Below are 18,221 nucleotides of genomic sequence, written 5' to 3'. Positions count from 1 at the left end.
ACATCTAACCGTCTTTTTCCGCTCCGACCTCTACCAAGGATTTCACAAGTCCTGCAACTCCCTGAATCTCAGATGGAATAATAATCTTCGTCGCCTTGCCGTCAGCCGCCTTTGCAAATGCTTCCAGACTCTTCATCGTAAGAACCGCCTCATCGGCACCAGCCTCTTTCAGGAAACGGATACCATCGGCATTCGCCTGCTGCACTTTTAAGATTGCCTCAGCTTCACCTTCAGCTTCTCTGATCATCTTTTCTTTTTCAGCTTCCGCACGGAGAATTGCTGCCTGTTTTTCTGCCTCTGCATCAAGGATTGCAGATTCTTTATTACCTTCTGCTACAAGAATTGTAGATTTCTTTTCTCCTTCTGCACGAAGAATCGCTTCACGTCTTTCACGTTCTGCCTTCATCTGTTTCTCCATCGCATCCTGAATCGCTGCAGGCGGAATAATATTTTTCAATTCCACACGATTAACCTTGATTCCCCAAGGATCTGTGGCCACATCAAGAGATGCTCTCATCTTTGTGTTGATTGTCTCTCTGGATGTCAATGTCTGGTCTAATTCCAAATCACCGATAATATTACGCAGTGTAGTCGCTGTCAGATTCTCAATCGCCATGATCGGATTGGCAACTCCGTAACAGAACATCTTTGGATCTGTAATCTGATAAAATACAACCGTGTCAATCCGCATTGTTACGTTATCTTTTGTGATAACCGGCTGTGGTGCAAAATCTACAACCTGTTCTTTGAGATCCACACGTCTTGCCACTCTTTCGATAATCGGGATCTTAAAATGCAAGCCAACTGCCCATGTCGCCTGATATGCTCCCAGTCTCTCCACAACAAGAGCCTGCGCCTGCGGTACAATCTTTACACATGATATCAAAAGACCTACTATAATGACTATGATAGCTACTAACACAACACTTGTAATAATACTTCCTACACTCCCTGCATCCATAATTTTACGCCTCCTTTAGTCTTACAATCAGTTTCACTCCTTGTATCCCTTCGATAGATACAACCGCGTCCTTCTCAATCACTTCGTGCGGTTCATCCGTCTTTGCAGACCACTCCTGTCCGTTTACTTCCACTCTTCCGACATTATGAAGTGTATCTACTGTCTCAATGACAACCGCCTTCTGTCCGATCAGGCTCTCTGCGTTCGTAAGCTTTCGTTCCTGATTAAAATATTTTATTGCGATTGGTCTTGTCAGGACGAGCAGTAAGATAGAAGATACGAGGAATGCCACAATCTGTACCGGTAAGCTAAATCCTACTATCGCCAAAATAAAGGCAACAATGGAACCTCCGGCAAACCATATCGTGGTCAGTCCAAGCGTAGCAATCTCAATCACTACAAGCACTACGAACAAAATAAGCCAGAAAATTGTTTGCATTACGAATCGCCTCTTTCCTTATTATTTCCATTAGTGTTTCTATTTTTTTATCTTACTATACTTTCCCCAATATTACAACTAAATTCAGCGTCCATAAGATTACAATATCATTACAGAGTCATTAACAAAAATCACAGAAAAACTCTCTTAATTGGCTACATACATCTGTCGATACGGATTTTTGCTGTCCGGTGTTACGACAGTAAACGGTGCCTCTAAAACTGTTTCGATATCATATCCGAACAAGTCGCAATATTCTGACACATACGCCCGTAACTCCTCCATATCTTGTGCCTCTGCCCTCTTTGCCGTCACCTGCTCCGGGAACGTTACATCTTTACAGTCCGAGCGCAAAAACATTTTTCCCCCATGCATTCCTGTGCATGGGAAAAATCCGACAATCTTCTCTTGCTCTGTTTCCAGACCAAGGACAACGATCACTCCGCCAGCCTGATATTCTCCGAGAAAACTTCCCGCTGTACCTCCGATAACCATAACCGGAACTTTCTCCTTGTATGCCTTCATATGAATGCCGGCACGATATCCGGCATTGTTCTTTACAAAAATCCTGCCGCCCCGCATTGCATATCCTGCCGCGTCACCGATATTTCCATGTATGACTATTTTCCCTTCATTCATAGTATCTCCGACTGCATCCTGGGCATTTCCGTAAACAGTGATCTCTCCGCCATTTAAATACGCGCCTAAGGCATTCCCCGGAACCCCTTCAATTGTGACGGCATGTCCCGACATTGCAGATGCGATAAAACGCTGTCCACAGCAATTTTCTATCGTCACATCCTCGTCTGCAAAACGCAGCTTCTCATTCAAAGTTTTATAGTCCATTTCCTTTGCATTTATCAACATAATTGCTATCACACCTCCGTTTTCTACTCTCCTGCATGAAAAATACCGAGAATCTCAAGCTCTTTTTCTGTCATACCAATGCCACGCAGCATCAGACGGTTGCCGCGAAGGACTTCAATAGAATTAATGCCCATGCCTCCCATCAACTCCTTAATCTCATGATTCCAAGCATGCATCAAGTTGACAAGACGGGCGCTTCCTTCATTTGGATTGAGGCGCTTCACCAGCTCTGGACGCTGTGTCGCAATTCCCCAATTACATTTCCCAGTCTGGCAAGTACGGCAAAGATGACACCCCATCGCAAGCAGTGCCGCCGTGGCAACATAACAGGCATCTGCACCTAAGCCGACTGCCTTGACAACATCCGATGCACTTCGTATTGAGCCGCCAACTACAAGGGATACGTTATTTCGAATCCCCTCGTCTCGAAGTCTCTGATCGACAGCTGCAAGTGCAAGCTCGATTGGAATTCCCACATTGTCACGGATTCTTGTCGGCGCTGCGCCTGTCCCTCCACGGAATCCATCTATCACAATAATATCTGCCCCGCTCCGTGCAATTCCGCTTGCTATCGCCGCAATATTATGTACTGCTGCCACTTTGACAATAACCGGTTTTTTATATTCTGTCGCCTCTTTCACAGAAAAGACAAGCTGCCGCAGATCTTCGATAGAGTAAATATCATGGTGCGGAGCCGGCGAGATTGCGTCAGAGCCTTCTGGAATCATACGGGTTCGAGAGACGTCTCCAACAATCTTCGTCCCAGGCAAATGCCCTCCGATTCCCGGTTTTGCACCCTGTCCCATCTTAATTTCAATCGCAGCTCCGGCATTTAGATATTCCTCATGTACGCCAAAACGTCCGGAAGCTACCTGCACGATCGTGTTCTCTCCATAGCAATAAAAATCTTCGTGAAGCCCACCCTCACCGGTGTTATAAAAAATCCCCAGTTCAGAAGCCGCGCGTGCAAGTGATTCATGTGCATTGTAGCTAATCGAACCATAACTCATCGCCGAGAACATAATCGGCATAGAAAGCTCTAACTGTGGCGGAAGCTCACAACGGATTTTTCCATTATCGTCTCTTACGATTTTCTGATCCTTTTTTCCCAGAAATACTTTCGTCTCCATCGGCTCGCGTAGTGGATCGATCGGCGGATTGGTCACCTGAGATGCATTAATCAGTATCTTATCCCAATATACCGGCAGTGGATTTGGATTCCCCATAGAAGAAAGCAGCACTCCTCCGCTTTCAGCCTGTTTGAAAATTTCCTTGATCGTATCATTTTTCCAATTAGCATTTTCCCGAAATGTCGCATCACTTTTCACAATTTTCAACGCCCTTGTCGGACATAGCACAACACATCTCTGACAATTGACACATTTTGTCTCATCAGCAACCATAATTCCGTGCTCCGCATCAAAATGATGCACTTCATTTGCACACTGCTTTTCGCACAGACGACAATTTATACAGCGATTATCATTCCGGATTACTTCAAATTCCGGATATACGAATTTATAACTCATTTACATGCACCGTCCTTTACTCGAATGATCACAGGTTCTCCGCCTGCAGGAGCCCAGATATTTTCCGCATGCGGCTCCATCGTCCGTATCGCCGCTTCCTCGCTGGCGATAAACACCTTGTCTTCTTTTTCACCTACCACCATAGACCGGAGTTTCAGTCGGTCATTCAATGCCATAAGACCTCCTTCAAACCCAAGAACAATAGAAAATGGTCCTGTGATCAAAAGACTGGAAAACAAGGTGCGCAGATAAATATGTTTCTCCTTGTCCTCCAAATCTGTCTTCCTTTCAATCGTGCTCCAAAACGGAGCTGCCACAACGCTCGCTGCCTCCTCAAGCGTCAATCCCTGCACACGCACCAGATAATCCATAATATATGTGATAACCTCTGTATCCGTTTGCAGCGTACATTTATAACCAAACATCTCTATAAACCGACGATTCGCATCATAGGAAGAAATCTCTCCGTTATGAACAATGGACCAGTCAAGCAAAGTGAACGGATGTGCACCGCCCCACCAGCCCGGTGTATTGGTTGGATACCTGCCGTGCGCGCTCCATGAATAGCCTTCGTACTTTTCCAATTTGTAAAATTTTCCCACGTCCTCCGGGTATCCGACCGCCTTGAACGTCCCCATATTCTTTCCACTTGAAAAGACATAGGCGCCTTTGAGCTCTGTGTTGATCTTCATAACTATCCGTGCCACAAATTCTTTTTCATCAAGCTGCATAGATGCCAGCACAGATTTGAGCGGTGCGACAAAATATCTCCAAATAATCGGTTCATCCGTAATCTCCGGAATCTTGCGTGTCGGAATAATCTCTGATTGTACGATTTCAAAATACTCTTTCAAAAATACTTCACAATCTTTTCTTGTTGTACGGCTGTCAAAAAACATATGCAGTGCATAAAACTCTTTGTATTCCGGATAGATTCCATAAGCGGCAAAACCTCCTCCAAGTCCATTGGAACGATCGTGCATCGGCTTCATCGCATTTGTGATCATCTCACCGGACATGCGTTTCCCTTCTTTTGAAATAACAGCTGCAATTGCACATCCGGATGGGATACGTACCTGACCTTCTAATTTCATACCATTGTTCTCCTTCCTGTGTGTAATGGTGTAAATATAAGATTTTAAGCAAACGAAAAGACGTCCATTCCGATCACTCCGGAACGAACGCCTTTGCTCATTTATCTGTGTTATACTCTTTTTCCACTTGCTTGTCAAGCTGATTTTTTTCAAAAAAAGATTGACAAATGCTTTTTTCAGGTGTATAGTGCAATTCGTAAAGACAAAGGCGTTTTTGAGTGAAAGAACTCAGAGACGCTTTTTTGTTTTTCAATCTTAATTAAATCCTACTTGTTTGATAAGGGCAAAGGCGTCTTAAATGTGAAAAACATTGAGGACGCCTTTCCTGTTATTTAATGTAAACTCATCAATGATTTAAGAGAACACAAATGGAGGACATGCTATGAAAACGGTAACAGATTATTTTGGAGATTTGGTATTTGATGACAGAGTTATGAAAGCAACCCTTTCCGCAAAAGTTTATTCTTCTCTCAGAAAGACTATAGACGAAGGATGTGAACTGGATATCAGCGTTGCCAATGCAGTCGCAACTGCTATGAAGGATTGGGCGATTTCCAAGGGAGCAACCCATTTTACGCACTGGTTCCAGCCACTGACCGGGATTACAGCAGAAAAGCATGACAGCTTTATCACCCCGTCACCTGACGGCGGTGTCATTATGGAATTTTCCGGCAAGGAACTGATTAAAGGAGAACCAGACGCCTCTTCCTTTCCAAACGGCGGGCTTCGCGCCACCTTCGAGGCAAGAGGTTACACTGCCTGGGATCCTACTTCCTATGCGTTCATCAAAGACAACAGCCTTTGTATCCCTACAGCATTCTGTTCTTATGGCGGATACGCTCTGGATAAGAAGACGCCGCTTTTGCGTTCCATGGAAGCACTCAACAGACAGACTATTCGTATTCTTCGCCTGTTCGGCAACGATTCCGCCAAATGTGTCCGCTCATCCGTCGGTCCGGAGCAGGAATATTTCCTGATTGACAAAGAAATGTACGACCAACGTCCGGATCTTTGTTTTACCGGTCGTACCTTATTCGGAGCGCAGCCTCCGAAAGGGCAGGAGATGGACGATCACTACTTCGGCGTGATCAAACCTCGTGTAGCCGCATATATGGAAGAACTCAACGAAGAACTTTGGAAGCTTGGAATTCTCGCAAAAACAGAACATAATGAAGTTGCACCTGCACAGCATGAGCTGGCACCAATCTACACAACTACTAATATTGCAACCGATCATAACCAGCTCACAATGGAAATCATGCAAAAAATTGCTGCAAAGCATGGTCTTGTATGTCTTCTTCACGAAAAGCCATTTGCCGGTGTGAACGGAAGCGGAAAACACAACAACTGGTCGATTTCAACAGACAAAGGACAAAACCTTCTTTCTCCTGGCGAGACACCTTATGAAAATGCTCAATTTCTTTTGTTCCTTTGTGCCGTTATAAAAGCAGTAGATGACTATCAGGATCTGCTTCGTATCTCCGTTGCGACTGCCGGCAATGACCATAGACTTGGTGCTAACGAAGCTCCTCCGGCTGTTGTTTCTATTTTTCTTGGAGATGAGTTAAATGCCGTATTAGAGGCAATTGAAAATGACACCCCTTATCAGGGCGCCAAAAAAACAAAAATGAAACTCGGCGTCGATGTGCTTCCGAAATTTAACCGGGACAACACCGACCGTAACCGGACTTCTCCGTTTGCTTTCACCGGCAATAAATTCGAGTTTCGTATGCTCGGTTCTTCGAACAGTATCGCATGCGCAAATATTATGCTCAACAGTGCGGTGGCAGAATCACTGAAAATCTATGCAGACAGACTGGAGCAGGCACAGGACTTTGAGACAGCGCTTCATGAAATGATCCGCAAGACCATCAAAGACCACAAACACATTATTTTCAACGGCAACGGGTATGACGACAACTGGATTAAAGAGGCTACTGAAAAGCGCGGTCTTATCAACTACCGCACAACTGTGGACTGTATGCCTCATCTGCTCGATGAAAAGAATGTCAAAATGCTGACCGGACAAGGTGTATTCTCCATCGCAGAGCTTCAGTCACGCTGTGACATCATGCTTGATAACTATTGTAAATCTGTAATTATAGAAGCCAACACAATGGTCACGATGGCAAAAACGCAGATTGCTCCGGCTGTGGAAAGCTACGCCGCGCACGTTGCAGATGCGGCTGTATCCAAAAAGGCATTGGATGCAAATCTTGCTTGCAGTTATGAGACCAATCTTGTCAGAACACTTTCTACCCTGACTGACACGATTGCCGCAAAAGTAGATTTACTAAACGAGGCACTGCGCTCTCTTGAAACGGCAGAAGATATTTTTGCAGAATCTTTCCTTATCCGTGACCATGTACTTGGCTTGATGAATGAACTGAGAGCTGCCTGTGATGAGGCTGAAACACTGACTGCAAAAAGCTACTGGCCTTTCCCTACCTATGCAGATTTACTGTTCGGTGTAAAATAAATCAGACGGAGGTTACTTTATGTGTTCTATTATGGGTTATTGTGGCAGTAATGCCGATTTTAATATTTTTAAAAAAGGTTTTGACCGGACGATTACAAGAGGTCCGGACGAAAGCCGTATCATAGATACCGGAAATGGTTTTCTTGGATTTCACAGACTTGCCATTATGGGGCTTTCCCCTTCCGGCATGCAGCCGTTTGAGCTGGATGGAAGCTTTGTTGTATGCAACGGAGAAATATATGGGTTTGAACAATTCAAAGAACAGCTTTCCGAAAAATATACTTTTCAAAGCGAGTCCGACTGTGAGATATTACTTCCCTTGTACCGCGAGTACAAAACGGATATGTTTGCAATGTTAGATGCCGAATTTGCCTGTATCATATACGACGGCGAAACCGGCGAATATATTGCAGCAAGAGATCCTGTCGGCATCAGACCGCTTTATTATGGTTTTGATGAAGCCGGGACACTCCTGCTCGCAAGTGAACCAAAAAACCTTGTCGGGCTCGCCGAAGCGATCATGCCGTTTCCACCCGGACATTATTATAAGAACGGGGAATTTATCTGCTACTGTGACATTGCCTCATCGGATACCATCTGTCACGATGATCTGGAAACCGTATACGGACAGATTCATGACAAACTCGTTGCCGGTGTTAAAAAGCGGCTTGTCGCAGATGCCAAGGTCGGATTTCTTCTTTCCGGCGGGCTCGATTCGTCACTTGTATGCGCCATCGCAGCAAGGGAAAGCGCTTCGCCAATCAAGACCTTCGCTATCGGCATGAGCGAAGATGCCATCGACTTAAAATATGCGAAACAAGTCGCCGACTATATTGGCAGTGACCACACAGAAATTTATATGACACCGGACGATGTACTTTCTTCTTTAGAGACAGTGATTCGGATACTCGGAACATTTGATATCACGACAATTCGCGCCAGCATGGGCATGTACCTCCTGTGCAAGGCAATTCACGAGCAGACCGATATCCGTGTTCTGCTCACAGGAGAAATATCAGATGAATTATTCGGATACAAATATACGGACTTTGCCCCATCAGCGGAAGCTTTTCAGGCAGAATCCCAAAAACGTATCCGTGAACTTCATATGTATGACGTACTGCGCGCCGATCGCTGCATTTCCGTAAACTCACTGGAAGCGCGAGTTCCTTTCGGAGATCTTGATTTTGTGAAATATGTCATGGCATTGGATCCATCGATCAAACAAAATGTCTACGGAAAAGGAAAATACCTGCTTCGCAAGGCATTTGAAACAGGCGACTATCTCCCAGAAGAAATTCTGTGGCGTGAAAAAGCAGCATTCTCAGATGCTGTAGGTCATTCCATGGTCGACTATCTGAAAGAGTACGCCGAACAGCATTATACAGAAGAAGCATTTGAAGCCGGATGCAAAAAATATACGCACGCTCGCCCTTTCACCAAAGAATCTCTTCTCTATCGTGAAATTTTCGAAAAATACTACCCGGGTCAGGGCGAAATGATCTCCGGCTTTTGGATGCCAAACCGCGACTGGGAAGGCTGTGATGTGAATGACCCTTCTGCCAGAGTTCTTGCAAACTACGGGGACAGCGGAAAATAAGCCAAAATAATTATAAAACCTTTCAAAGACTAGTTGACAATAATCCGAAAAAAGAGTATCATATCGGCTGGAAAGGCAATGGCGTCTTTAATGTTTACACATTAAGGCATCATTGCCTTTTTTATTGCAAACAGTAATGAAAATGGAGGTACATAAGTCATGCAAAAAGCAGAACAACTTTACGAAGGAAAAGCAAAGAAAGTGTTTAAAACAGAGGAGCCAGAGGTTTTGATCGTCTCTTACAAAGATGACGCGACTGCATTTAACGGTCTCAAAAAAGGAACCATTGTCGGCAAAGGAGTTATCAACAACAAAATGAGTAACTTACTCATGCAGCGTCTCGAAAAAGCGGGAATCCCAACTCATTTCATTGAAGAAATCAACGACCGCGAAACTCTTGTCAAAAAAGTCTCTATTGTTCCCCTGGAAGTAATCATAAGAAACATTGCTGCAGGCTCATTTTCTAAACGCTATGGTGTAGAAGAAGGGCTTGTCTTCGAATCACCTACCATCGAATTTTCATATAAAAATGACGATCTCGGCGACCCACTGCTAAATACATATCACGCACTCGCAATGAAACTTGCAACCAAAGAAGAAATCGAAACAATTGAAAAATATGCTTTTGGTGTCAATGAACAGTTAAAAGCTTTCTGGAAAGAATGTGGTGTCACACTCGTCGACTTTAAGCTGGAATTCGGAAGACTTTCCGACGGTACAATTGTGCTTGCCGATGAAATCAGTCCGGATACATGTCGTCTTTGGGATTCTAAAACAGGAGAAAAACTTGATAAAGACAGATTCCGTCGCGACCTTGGCGGTGTGGAAGACGCTTATCAGGAAATTATGAAACGATTAAACGAACATATCTAAGCTATTTAACGGAGGATATTATGACGGAGGATATTATGACGAAATATATATTTGTAACAGGAGGTGTTGTGTCCGGTCTCGGAAAAGGCATCACCGCCGCATCGCTCGGTCGCCTTCTGAAGGCAAGAGGACTTAAAGTTGCGGCTCAGAAACTTGATCCCTACATCAATGTCGATCCGGGCACAATGAGCCCTTATCAGCACGGCGAAGTCTACGTTACAGAAGACGGCGCCGAGACAGATCTTGACCTTGGACATTATGAACGCTTTATCGACGAAGATCTGAATAAATATTCGAACCTTACTACCGGTAAGGTTTACTGGAATGTGCTGAATAAAGAACGCCGTGGCGAATACTTAGGCTCTACAGTACAGGTCATTCCTCATATTACAAACGAAATCAAAGAATTTGTTTACAGTGTTGGGAAGAAAACCAATGCCGATGTGGTGATTACTGAGATTGGCGGCACAATTGGCGATATTGAATCCCAGCCTTTTTTGGAAGCAGTACGTCAGATTTCTTTGGAAGTTGGCAGTAAGAACAGTTTGTTCATTCATGTCACACTCGTACCTTTCCTCCGTGGCTCAGATGAACATAAGTCAAAACCAACTCAGCATTCCGTAAAAGAACTGCGGGGAATGGGAATCAATCCAAACATTGTCGTCCTACGCTGTGACGAACCTTTAGAAGAATCCATTTTCCAGAAAATATCTTTATTCTGCAACGTAAAGCCGGACTGTGTCATCGAAAACATTACACTTCCGAATCTCTACGAAGCTCCACTTATGCTGGAAAAAGCAAATTTCTCATCTGTTGTCTGCCGTGAACTTGGTATCGAGACACAAGAGCCTAATCTCAGCGAATGGACAGAAATGGTAGAACATATCAAAAATCATACCGGCAATGTCACAATCGGTCTTGTCGGAAAATATGTGGGACTGCACGATGCCTACCTTTCTGTAGCAGAAGCGCTTCGACATGCCGGATATTTTCATAATACAGCCATAAAGATTCGCTGGATTGACTCAGAAGATCTGGCAGATTTTAATATAGAAGAAACTCTCTCTGCTCTGGACGGTATTCTCATTCCGGGGGGCTTTGGTAACCGTGGAATTGAGGGCATGATCTTGGCTGCAAAATACGCGAGAGAACACCAGATTCCATACTTTGGAATCTGCCTCGGAATGCAGATCGCCGTAATCGAATATGCAAGAAATGTTGTCGGAATCAAAGATGCAAATTCCGGTGAATTTGACGAGCAGTGTAAGCATAAAGTGATCAACTTCATGCCCGGACAAAATGACAACATCGACAAAGGCGGCACATTAAGGCTTGGCGCTTATCCATGTAACATCCAGGCAGGAACAACTATGCATCGCTGCTACGGTGTTGACACAATCAGCGAACGTCATAGACACCGCTATGAATTTAACAATGACTATCGAGAACAGATCACTCTTTCCGGTCTGACAGTCAGCGGTACTTCGCCTGATGGAAGACTTGTTGAGACCGTTGAAATTACTGACCGACCATTCCATGTCGGTGTTCAATATCACCCGGAATTCAAAAGCCGCCCGAACAGACCACATCCTCTCTTCAAAGGATTTATTCAGGCAGCTCTCTCACATCAAAGCGGAGGTAATTTATGAGTATACACGAAGAATGCGGGGTATTCGGCGTCATCTCACCAAAACCTGTAGACGTCGCTAATATTTCTTATTACGGGCTATACGCCCTGCAACACAGGGGACAAGAAAGCTGTGGAATCGTTGTGAACGATGACGGCGTATTTGTCTCCCACAAAGACCTGGGGCTGGTCGGCGATGTTTTTTCAAATGATATCCTGTCATCGCTCCCATCCGGCACCATGGCGGTCGGTCATGTCCGCTATGGCACAACCGGCGGAACAAACCGAAATAACTGTCAGCCGATTGAAGTCAACCACCAGAAAGGACGGATGGCGCTTGCGCACAACGGTAATCTGTCAAATGCCGCCAAACTCAGAAATGAACTGGAATTATCCGGTGCCATTTTCCACACTACGAGCGATACGGAAACAATCGCCTACATCGTCACCCGCGAACGGCTGAATGCACCTTCCATCGAAGATGCACTCAGCCGCGCGATGAATACGTTGGACGGAGCCTACTCTCTCGTACTGATGTCACCACAAAAATTAATCTGTGCAAGAGATCCTTATGGTTTTCGACCGCTCTGCTATGGGCAGACTCCTGACGGCACATATATCGTCGCTTCTGAATCCTGCGCGATCAAAGCAGTGGGCGGAGAAGTCATTCGGGATGTGGAACCGGGTGAAATCTTAGTCTTTTCCAAACATGGTGTAGTTTCCCGCAAAGAACATTGTAATCAAAAAGAAAAACGGCTCTGTATTTTTGAATACATTTATTTTGCACGCCCGGATTCGGTCATTGACGGTATTTCCGTTCATGCTTCCCGTGTACTTGCCGGAAAAATTTTGGCACAGACACACCCAATCGACGCAGACATCGTCATTGGTGCGCCTGATTCCGGACTGGATGCCGCCCTTGGATTTAGTCAGGAATCTAAAATTCCATACGGTATCGGTCTGATTAAAAACAAATACATCGGCAGAACTTTCATCTCTCCCGGACAGGGAGCAAGGCTTGACAGTGTAAAAATCAAACTCTCTGCCGTGGAGGAAAGTATCCGCGGGAAGCGTGTCGTGCTAATTGACGATTCCATTGTCCGCGGAAACACAATCGGGCGTGTTGTCCAACTGTTGCGCAATGCAGGTGCAAAGGAAGTACACATCCGTATTTCTTCTCCGATGTTTTTACATCCTTGTTATTATGGCACAGATATTGATTCAGAAGATCATCTGATTGCCTGCAAACATACGGTTTCCGAGATTGCTGAGATTATCGGTGCAGACTCTCTTGGATATTTTCCATTAGAAAAACTTAGAGAGCTTACGTCTCACTGCAGCTTTTGCAGCGCCTGCTTTGACGGCTGTTATCCTACCGCCATCCCAGATGACACACGAAAAGACCGTTTTGAAAAACGTTTATCAGATATAAAGGAGTCCTCAAAATGATCATGAAATATAACAGAAAACTAATTTTAGAGGACGGACAGGAATATTATGGATATGCCTTTGGCGACACTGCCGACAGCGTGTGTGAAATTGTCTTCAACACCTCAATGGTCGGCTATCAGGAAATCCTGTCTGATCCGTCCTACACCGGACAGGCTGTCGTAATGACTTATCCACTGATAGGAAATTACGGAATGGCAGAAGATGATTATGAGACCATCACACCGACCATCGGTGCTCTCATTGTAAGAGAATATAACGACGTTCCCTCTAACTTTCGAAGTGAATCAACACTTGGGAAAGTTATGAGCACCTATAAGATCCCCGGTATTTACGGTATCGACACCCGCAGACTGACCCGCTCTATACGCGATCACGGCTCGCAAAAGGTTCTGTTGACAGACGTAAAAACACCTGTTGAGAAAGGGCTGAACATCTTAGCCGCTACAGCGCTTGCACATGATTCAGTCGCTCGCGTAAGCTGTCAGCAAACGCTGGTCTATCCAGCAGATACCGAAAAGTTCCATATTGTTGCAATCGACTGTGGTATCAAAATGAATATCATTCGTTCTCTCAATGCACGTGGCTGCAAAGTGACATGCGTTCCGTGGAACACGCCTGCAGAAGTGATTGAAACGCTCTCTCCTGACGGCATCTTTATCTCTAATGGACCCGGGGATCCAACCGACGTACCACAGACGATTACAGCTATAAAAAAATTAATCGGTAAATATCCGATTTTCGGAATCTGCCTCGGACATCAGATTATTTCACTTGCCTATGGTGCCAAAACTTATAAATTAAAGTTTGGACATCGCGGCGGGAATCATCCGGTAAAAAATTTAAAAACGAATAAAATTGAGATTACATCGCAGAATCACTCCTATGCGGTTGATGCAGACAGTCTCTTAGAGACACCGCTTTCTGTGACACACATCAATCTGCTCGACCAGACAGTAGAAGGTGTAGTATGCGAAAGAGATCGTGTATTCAGCGTTCAATATCATCCGGAAAGTGCTCCTGGTCCACAGGACAGCACCTATTTGTTTGATCAATTTATCACACTTATCAAGGAGGGATGCCAACATGCCGAAAAGAACAGATCTTAAAAAAATACTTGTCATTGGTTCCGGTCCGATTGTCATCGGTCAGGCGGCGGAGTTTGACTACGCAGGAACACAGGCATGCCTCGCTCTCAAAGAAGAAGGATACGAGGTTGTTCTCTGCAATTCCAATCCTGCCACAATTATGACAGATACTTCCATCGCCGATAAGGTTTACATGGAACCTCTCACACTGGAATATGTGGCAAAAATCGTTCGCTACGAACGCCCAGACGCCATCTTGCCTGGTATTGGAGGGCAGACCGGACTCAACCTTGCCATGCAGCTTGAAAAAAAGGGAATTCTGGCGGAATGTCGCACAGAACTTCTTGGAACAAAGATCAGCAGTATCGAACGTGCCGAAGACAGGGAGCTCTTCAAAGAGCTCTGTGAAGAACTCGGAGAGCCCGTACTTCCATCCGACATTGCAAGTTCTATCGAGGAGGGATTGAAGGTAGCAGAAAAAATCGGATACCCCCTTGTTCTTCGCCCTGCCTTCACACTTGGCGGTACCGGCGGCGGTTTTGCAGATAACGAGGAGGAACTCGTGGCACTGATGAAAAATGCCTTATCTCTATCGCCGGTTCATCAAGTTCTTATCGAAAAAAGTATCAAAGGGTATAAAGAGATTGAATATGAAGTGATGCGCGACAGCAATGACACTGCCATCACAATCTGTAACATGGAAAATCTAGACCCGGTTGGTATCCATACCGGTGACTCTATTGTAGTCTGCCCTTCGCAGACACTTACGAACAAAGAATACCAAATGCTGCGCTACAGCGCCTTAAAAATTATTCGGGCGCTTGGCATCGAGGGCGGATGCAACGTACAATTTGCACTGGATCCACATTCTTTCCAATACTATTTGATTGAAGTAAATCCACGTGTATCCCGTTCCTCTGCGCTTGCCTCAAAAGCGAGTGGATACCCAATTGCCCGCGTTTCGGCTAAAATCGGTATTGGCATGACATTAGATGAGATACCGCTTGCAAACACACCGGCTTCTTTTGAGCCTGCTTTAGACTATGTCGTGACAAAAATGCCACGTTTTCCATTTGACAAATTTGCCGATGCAGACAACTCACTCTCTACCCAGATGAAAGCAACCGGCGAAGTCATGAGCATCGGAAGAACTGTAGAAGAAAGCCTTCTGAAAGCTGTTCGTTCGCTTGAGATCGGACTTTTTCACCTGTATGACGCAAAATTCGATGATATGACGGAAACGCAATTGCTCGATTATATTCAGATTGGCACTGATGACCGTATCTATGCCATCGCCCAACTGCTTCGCCTTGGCTGTGATACTGACCGCATTCACTCTGTTTCTGCCATTGATGCGTTCTTTCTTCAAAAGCTTTCTCATATCGTTCAGATGGAGCAGCTTCTTCAGGAACATCCTGGCGACAGCAAGTTTTTGAAAATGGCAAAACAAACCGGATTTTCTGATAAAGAGATTGGTCTGCTTTGGCAAATGGACGAGAAGGATATCTTTCATATCAGAAAGCAGCACGGCATCCTTCCTGTCTATAAAATGATTGACAGCTGTGCCTCTGAATTTGACAGTTATATTCCTTATTTTTACTCTACCTACGAAGAGGAAAACGAGTCCATTGTATCAGACAAGCACAAGATCATCGTACTTGGCTCCGGTCCGGTTCGTATCGGACAAGGTGTAGAATTTGATTATTCCACAGTACATGCTGTTCAGACGATTCAGTCTGCCGGCTATGAGGCAATTATTATTAACAATAACCCTGAAACCGTCTCCACTGACTACACCTGCTCAGATAAGCTTTATTTTGAACCACTCTGCGTGGAAGATGTCATGAATATCATTGAGCTTGAACAGCCAGACGGCGTGATCGCCACCCTCGGCGGACAGACGGCGATCAACCTTGCAGAGCCGCTCCGGGCAAGAGGGGTAAATATTATCGGAACTGACTGCGATGCAATTGAGCGTGCTGAAAACCGTGATTCCTTTGAAAAGCTCCTCGCCTCTTTACATATTCCACAGCCAAAGGGACAGGCAGTCACAAGTATCGAAGACGGCGTAAGAGCCGCAAACGAGATTGGTTATCCGGTACTTGTGCGCCCAAGCTTTGTACTCGGAGGAAGAGCGATGCAGATTGTCGCAAAAGAAGAGGCTCTTCGGAATTATTTAAAAACTGCAGTAGAGATCAACGAGGAAAAACCAGTACTTGTAGATAAATACATCCGCGGAAAAGAAGTGGAAGTAGATGCTGTCTGCGATGGAAAAAATGTGTTTGTACCGGGTATTATGGAGCTGGTGGAACGTACCGGAGTCCATTCCGGAGACTCTATCAGCATTTATCCAACGCACAGTATTTCTGAGAAAGTAAAAGAAACGATTCTTGACTACACACAAAAACTGGGACTTGGCATCGGAATCATCGGACTGTTCAATATCCAGTTTATTGTCGATGAATTCGAAAACGTCTATATTATAGAAGTGAACCCAAGATCCTCCAGAACGGTACCATTTTTATCGAAAGCAACCGGATACAGCCTTGCAGATATCGCGACCCTTGCAATACTTGGCAAAAGTCTTCCGGAACAAGGTATTCATACTCTCTACCCAAAAGAGAAAGAACGTTTTTATGTAAAAGCACCTGCGTTCTCTTTCTCAAAATTACACGGTATGGATGCCTATCTGTCACCGGAGATGAAATCAACCGGAGAGGCAATTGGATACGACAATAAACTGCACCGCGCAATGTATAAGGCAATGATTGCTTCCGGAATCAAAGTACAAAACTACGGTACTGTCGTTGTGACACTCGCCGACGAAGATAAAGAGGAGGCACTGCCACTGGTAAGGCGTTTCTACGATATGGGATTTAATATCGAAGCAACTGTTGGCACCGCACTCTTTTTGAAAGAGCAGGGTATTCGAACCCGTATCCTGCGCAAGCCATCTGAGGGCAGCGAAGAAGTACTTGATTCTATTCGCGCCGGATATGTCAGCTACGTCATCTGTACACGTGCCATCCTTTCCGGTATCCACTATGAAGATGGTGTTGCAATTCGTCGATGTGCCTCCGAAAACAATATTACCATGCTCACCTCACTTGACACCGTGCGCGTACTGCTCGATGTCCTGGAGGAAGTAACTATCGGTATCTCGACAATTTAGAATAAATAAGACAGTGACCGAAAGGTGATAAAAGCCCTTCGGTCACTGTCTTTCTATTTAAAAATACTCCCTCTAGTGGAAATAGTGATCTCCAATCAACTGACCATAATTTCCATTTCCGAAATATAATGCATCTCCAATTGGGTTATATCCTGCAAGTGCATCAGCTGCTGCCTGATAACATTCTGCCGGGATATTGCCACTTGCCAATACTCTGTCAAGCTTTCCTGTGATTGCCGGACCAAACTGTCCTGCCTGATAAATAACCTCTCTGATTGAGTTCGGGAAAGACCCGCTTCTTACACGGTTCAAAATAACCGCCCCAACCCCTACTTTTCCATCGTGTGGCTGGTTCCCTGCCTCACAGTAAATAATTGCTGCCAATAATGTCTGGTCGTCTGCGGACGCTGACATTGCCTCATCATATCTTACACTGCTTCCTGACTGTCTTGCAGCTTCTTCTGCAGCCTTTCTGGCAGCTTCTTCCTCTGCCGCTTTCTTTGCTGCTTCCTCGGCAGCAATCTCTTCCAACGTCTTTGCATCCTGCGGATTTGTCATATCAATCGCTGCTGCTCTTGCTACTGCGTCTGACCCAAATGCAAGCATTTCATTTTTTACATATCCTACAACCGAACCTGAAGAAACCTTTGACCATACATCTCCTCTTTCTTCCACAGTCAAGATTGTATTTGTATACATCTTTCCGACTACTTCACCGCCATCAACTGCCTCCGCAAGCACATCCGCTTCTGACTCTACATTTGCCAGCGCTTTTCCATGCCACACCTGTGTAGCCTCCGCAACTGCTGCTGTCTCTGGAATTTCATTCCATGTCTCCGCTAATGGTGAAATTGTCGTTTCGTGATTTATTGTTTCGATTGGCTGAGCATCAGATTGTGTATCAGCTGCCAAACTGCCGAACTCTGTGGTAAACACCATACAAGCTGTCAGCGCGAAGCTTATAATCACTCTCTTTTTCTCTCGTCTCATAAATTACCTCCTGGTTTGTTGCAATAACCTTACTGACTATTACAATAGTATAC

The 18,221-nt window shown here is 45.0% G+C and carries 13 protein-coding genes; 7 read left to right on the top strand and 6 right to left on the bottom strand.

The window, feature by feature from the left end; translation table 11 throughout:
* Nucleotides 1–4 precede the first annotated feature (4 nt).
* The 5 genes from AC6I5B_RS00965 to AC6I5B_RS00945 form a co-directional block, all read right to left on the bottom strand.
* A complete protein-coding gene (locus AC6I5B_RS00965; protein ID WP_004611500.1) occupies nucleotides 5–961 on the bottom strand; it encodes an SPFH domain-containing protein in 957 nt (318 codons plus the stop codon).
* A gap of 4 nt (nucleotides 962–965) precedes the next feature.
* A complete protein-coding gene (locus AC6I5B_RS00960) occupies nucleotides 966–1,400 on the bottom strand; it encodes an NfeD family protein (RefSeq protein WP_004611499.1) in 435 nt (144 codons plus the stop codon).
* Between the two features lie 147 nt (nucleotides 1,401–1,547).
* Complete coding sequence (locus AC6I5B_RS00955) at nucleotides 1,548–2,279, bottom strand: GltB/FmdC/FwdC-like GXGXG domain-containing protein (RefSeq protein WP_330673531.1); 732 nt, start codon at nucleotides 2,277–2,279, stop codon at nucleotides 1,548–1,550.
* Nucleotides 2,280–2,290: 11 nt separating this feature from the next.
* Nucleotides 2,291–3,796 carry a glutamate synthase-related protein gene (locus AC6I5B_RS00950; protein ID WP_117788163.1) on the bottom strand — a complete coding sequence of 502 codons (1,506 nt, stop codon included), beginning with the start codon at nucleotides 3,794–3,796 and terminating at the stop codon, nucleotides 2,291–2,293.
* The gene (locus tag AC6I5B_RS00945; RefSeq protein ID WP_004611496.1) at nucleotides 3,793–4,890 is read right to left on the bottom strand and encodes a class II glutamine amidotransferase; all 1,098 of its coding nucleotides are present in this window, start codon (nucleotides 4,888–4,890) and stop codon (nucleotides 3,793–3,795) included. Before AC6I5B_RS00945 ends, AC6I5B_RS00950 begins: the two co-directional genes overlap by 4 nt.
* Before the next feature lie 382 nt (nucleotides 4,891–5,272).
* On the opposite strand from AC6I5B_RS00945, the gene AC6I5B_RS00940 reads away from it, so the two are divergent.
* The 7 genes from AC6I5B_RS00940 (at nucleotide 5,273) to carB (ending at nucleotide 17,178) form a co-directional block, all read left to right on the top strand.
* Nucleotides 5,273–7,369: a glutamine synthetase III family protein gene (locus AC6I5B_RS00940; protein ID WP_270607654.1), complete on the top strand. Its 2,097-nt coding sequence runs from the start codon at nucleotides 5,273–5,275 to the stop codon at nucleotides 7,367–7,369.
* Nucleotides 7,370–7,388: 19 nt separating this feature from the next.
* The gene (asnB, locus tag AC6I5B_RS00935) at nucleotides 7,389–8,969 is read left to right on the top strand and encodes an asparagine synthase B (protein ID WP_270607651.1); all 1,581 of its coding nucleotides are present in this window, start codon (nucleotides 7,389–7,391) and stop codon (nucleotides 8,967–8,969) included.
* 159 nt (nucleotides 8,970–9,128) lie between these two features.
* A complete protein-coding gene (purC, locus tag AC6I5B_RS00930) occupies nucleotides 9,129–9,842 on the top strand; it encodes a phosphoribosylaminoimidazolesuccinocarboxamide synthase (RefSeq protein ID WP_004611492.1) in 714 nt (237 codons plus the stop codon).
* A gap of 35 nt (nucleotides 9,843–9,877) precedes the next feature.
* Nucleotides 9,878–11,491 carry a CTP synthase gene (gene pyrG, locus AC6I5B_RS00925; protein WP_044986861.1) on the top strand — a complete coding sequence of 538 codons (1,614 nt, stop codon included), beginning with the start codon at nucleotides 9,878–9,880 and terminating at the stop codon, nucleotides 11,489–11,491.
* The gene (purF, locus tag AC6I5B_RS00920; protein ID WP_022250732.1) at nucleotides 11,488–12,918 is read left to right on the top strand and encodes an amidophosphoribosyltransferase; all 1,431 of its coding nucleotides are present in this window, start codon (nucleotides 11,488–11,490) and stop codon (nucleotides 12,916–12,918) included. Before pyrG ends, purF begins: the two co-directional genes overlap by 4 nt.
* Complete coding sequence (gene carA / locus AC6I5B_RS00915; RefSeq protein ID WP_071144668.1) at nucleotides 12,915–14,027, top strand: glutamine-hydrolyzing carbamoyl-phosphate synthase small subunit; 1,113 nt, start codon at nucleotides 12,915–12,917, stop codon at nucleotides 14,025–14,027. The genes purF and carA overlap by 4 nt, the downstream gene beginning before the upstream one ends.
* The gene (carB, locus tag AC6I5B_RS00910; protein WP_071144669.1) at nucleotides 14,005–17,178 is read left to right on the top strand and encodes a carbamoyl-phosphate synthase large subunit; all 3,174 of its coding nucleotides are present in this window, start codon (nucleotides 14,005–14,007) and stop codon (nucleotides 17,176–17,178) included. The genes carA and carB overlap by 23 nt, the downstream gene beginning before the upstream one ends.
* Before the next feature lie 72 nt (nucleotides 17,179–17,250).
* Here carB and AC6I5B_RS00905 read toward each other — a convergent pair whose 3' ends face one another.
* Nucleotides 17,251–18,168: a cell wall hydrolase gene (locus tag AC6I5B_RS00905; protein ID WP_004611487.1), complete on the bottom strand. Its 918-nt coding sequence runs from the start codon at nucleotides 18,166–18,168 to the stop codon at nucleotides 17,251–17,253.
* Between the last annotated feature and the right edge of the window lie 53 nt (nucleotides 18,169–18,221).

The sequence above is a fragment of the Faecalimonas nexilis genome, assembly GCF_059731825.1.
This window is presented reverse-complemented; position numbering and strand designations above follow the sequence as displayed.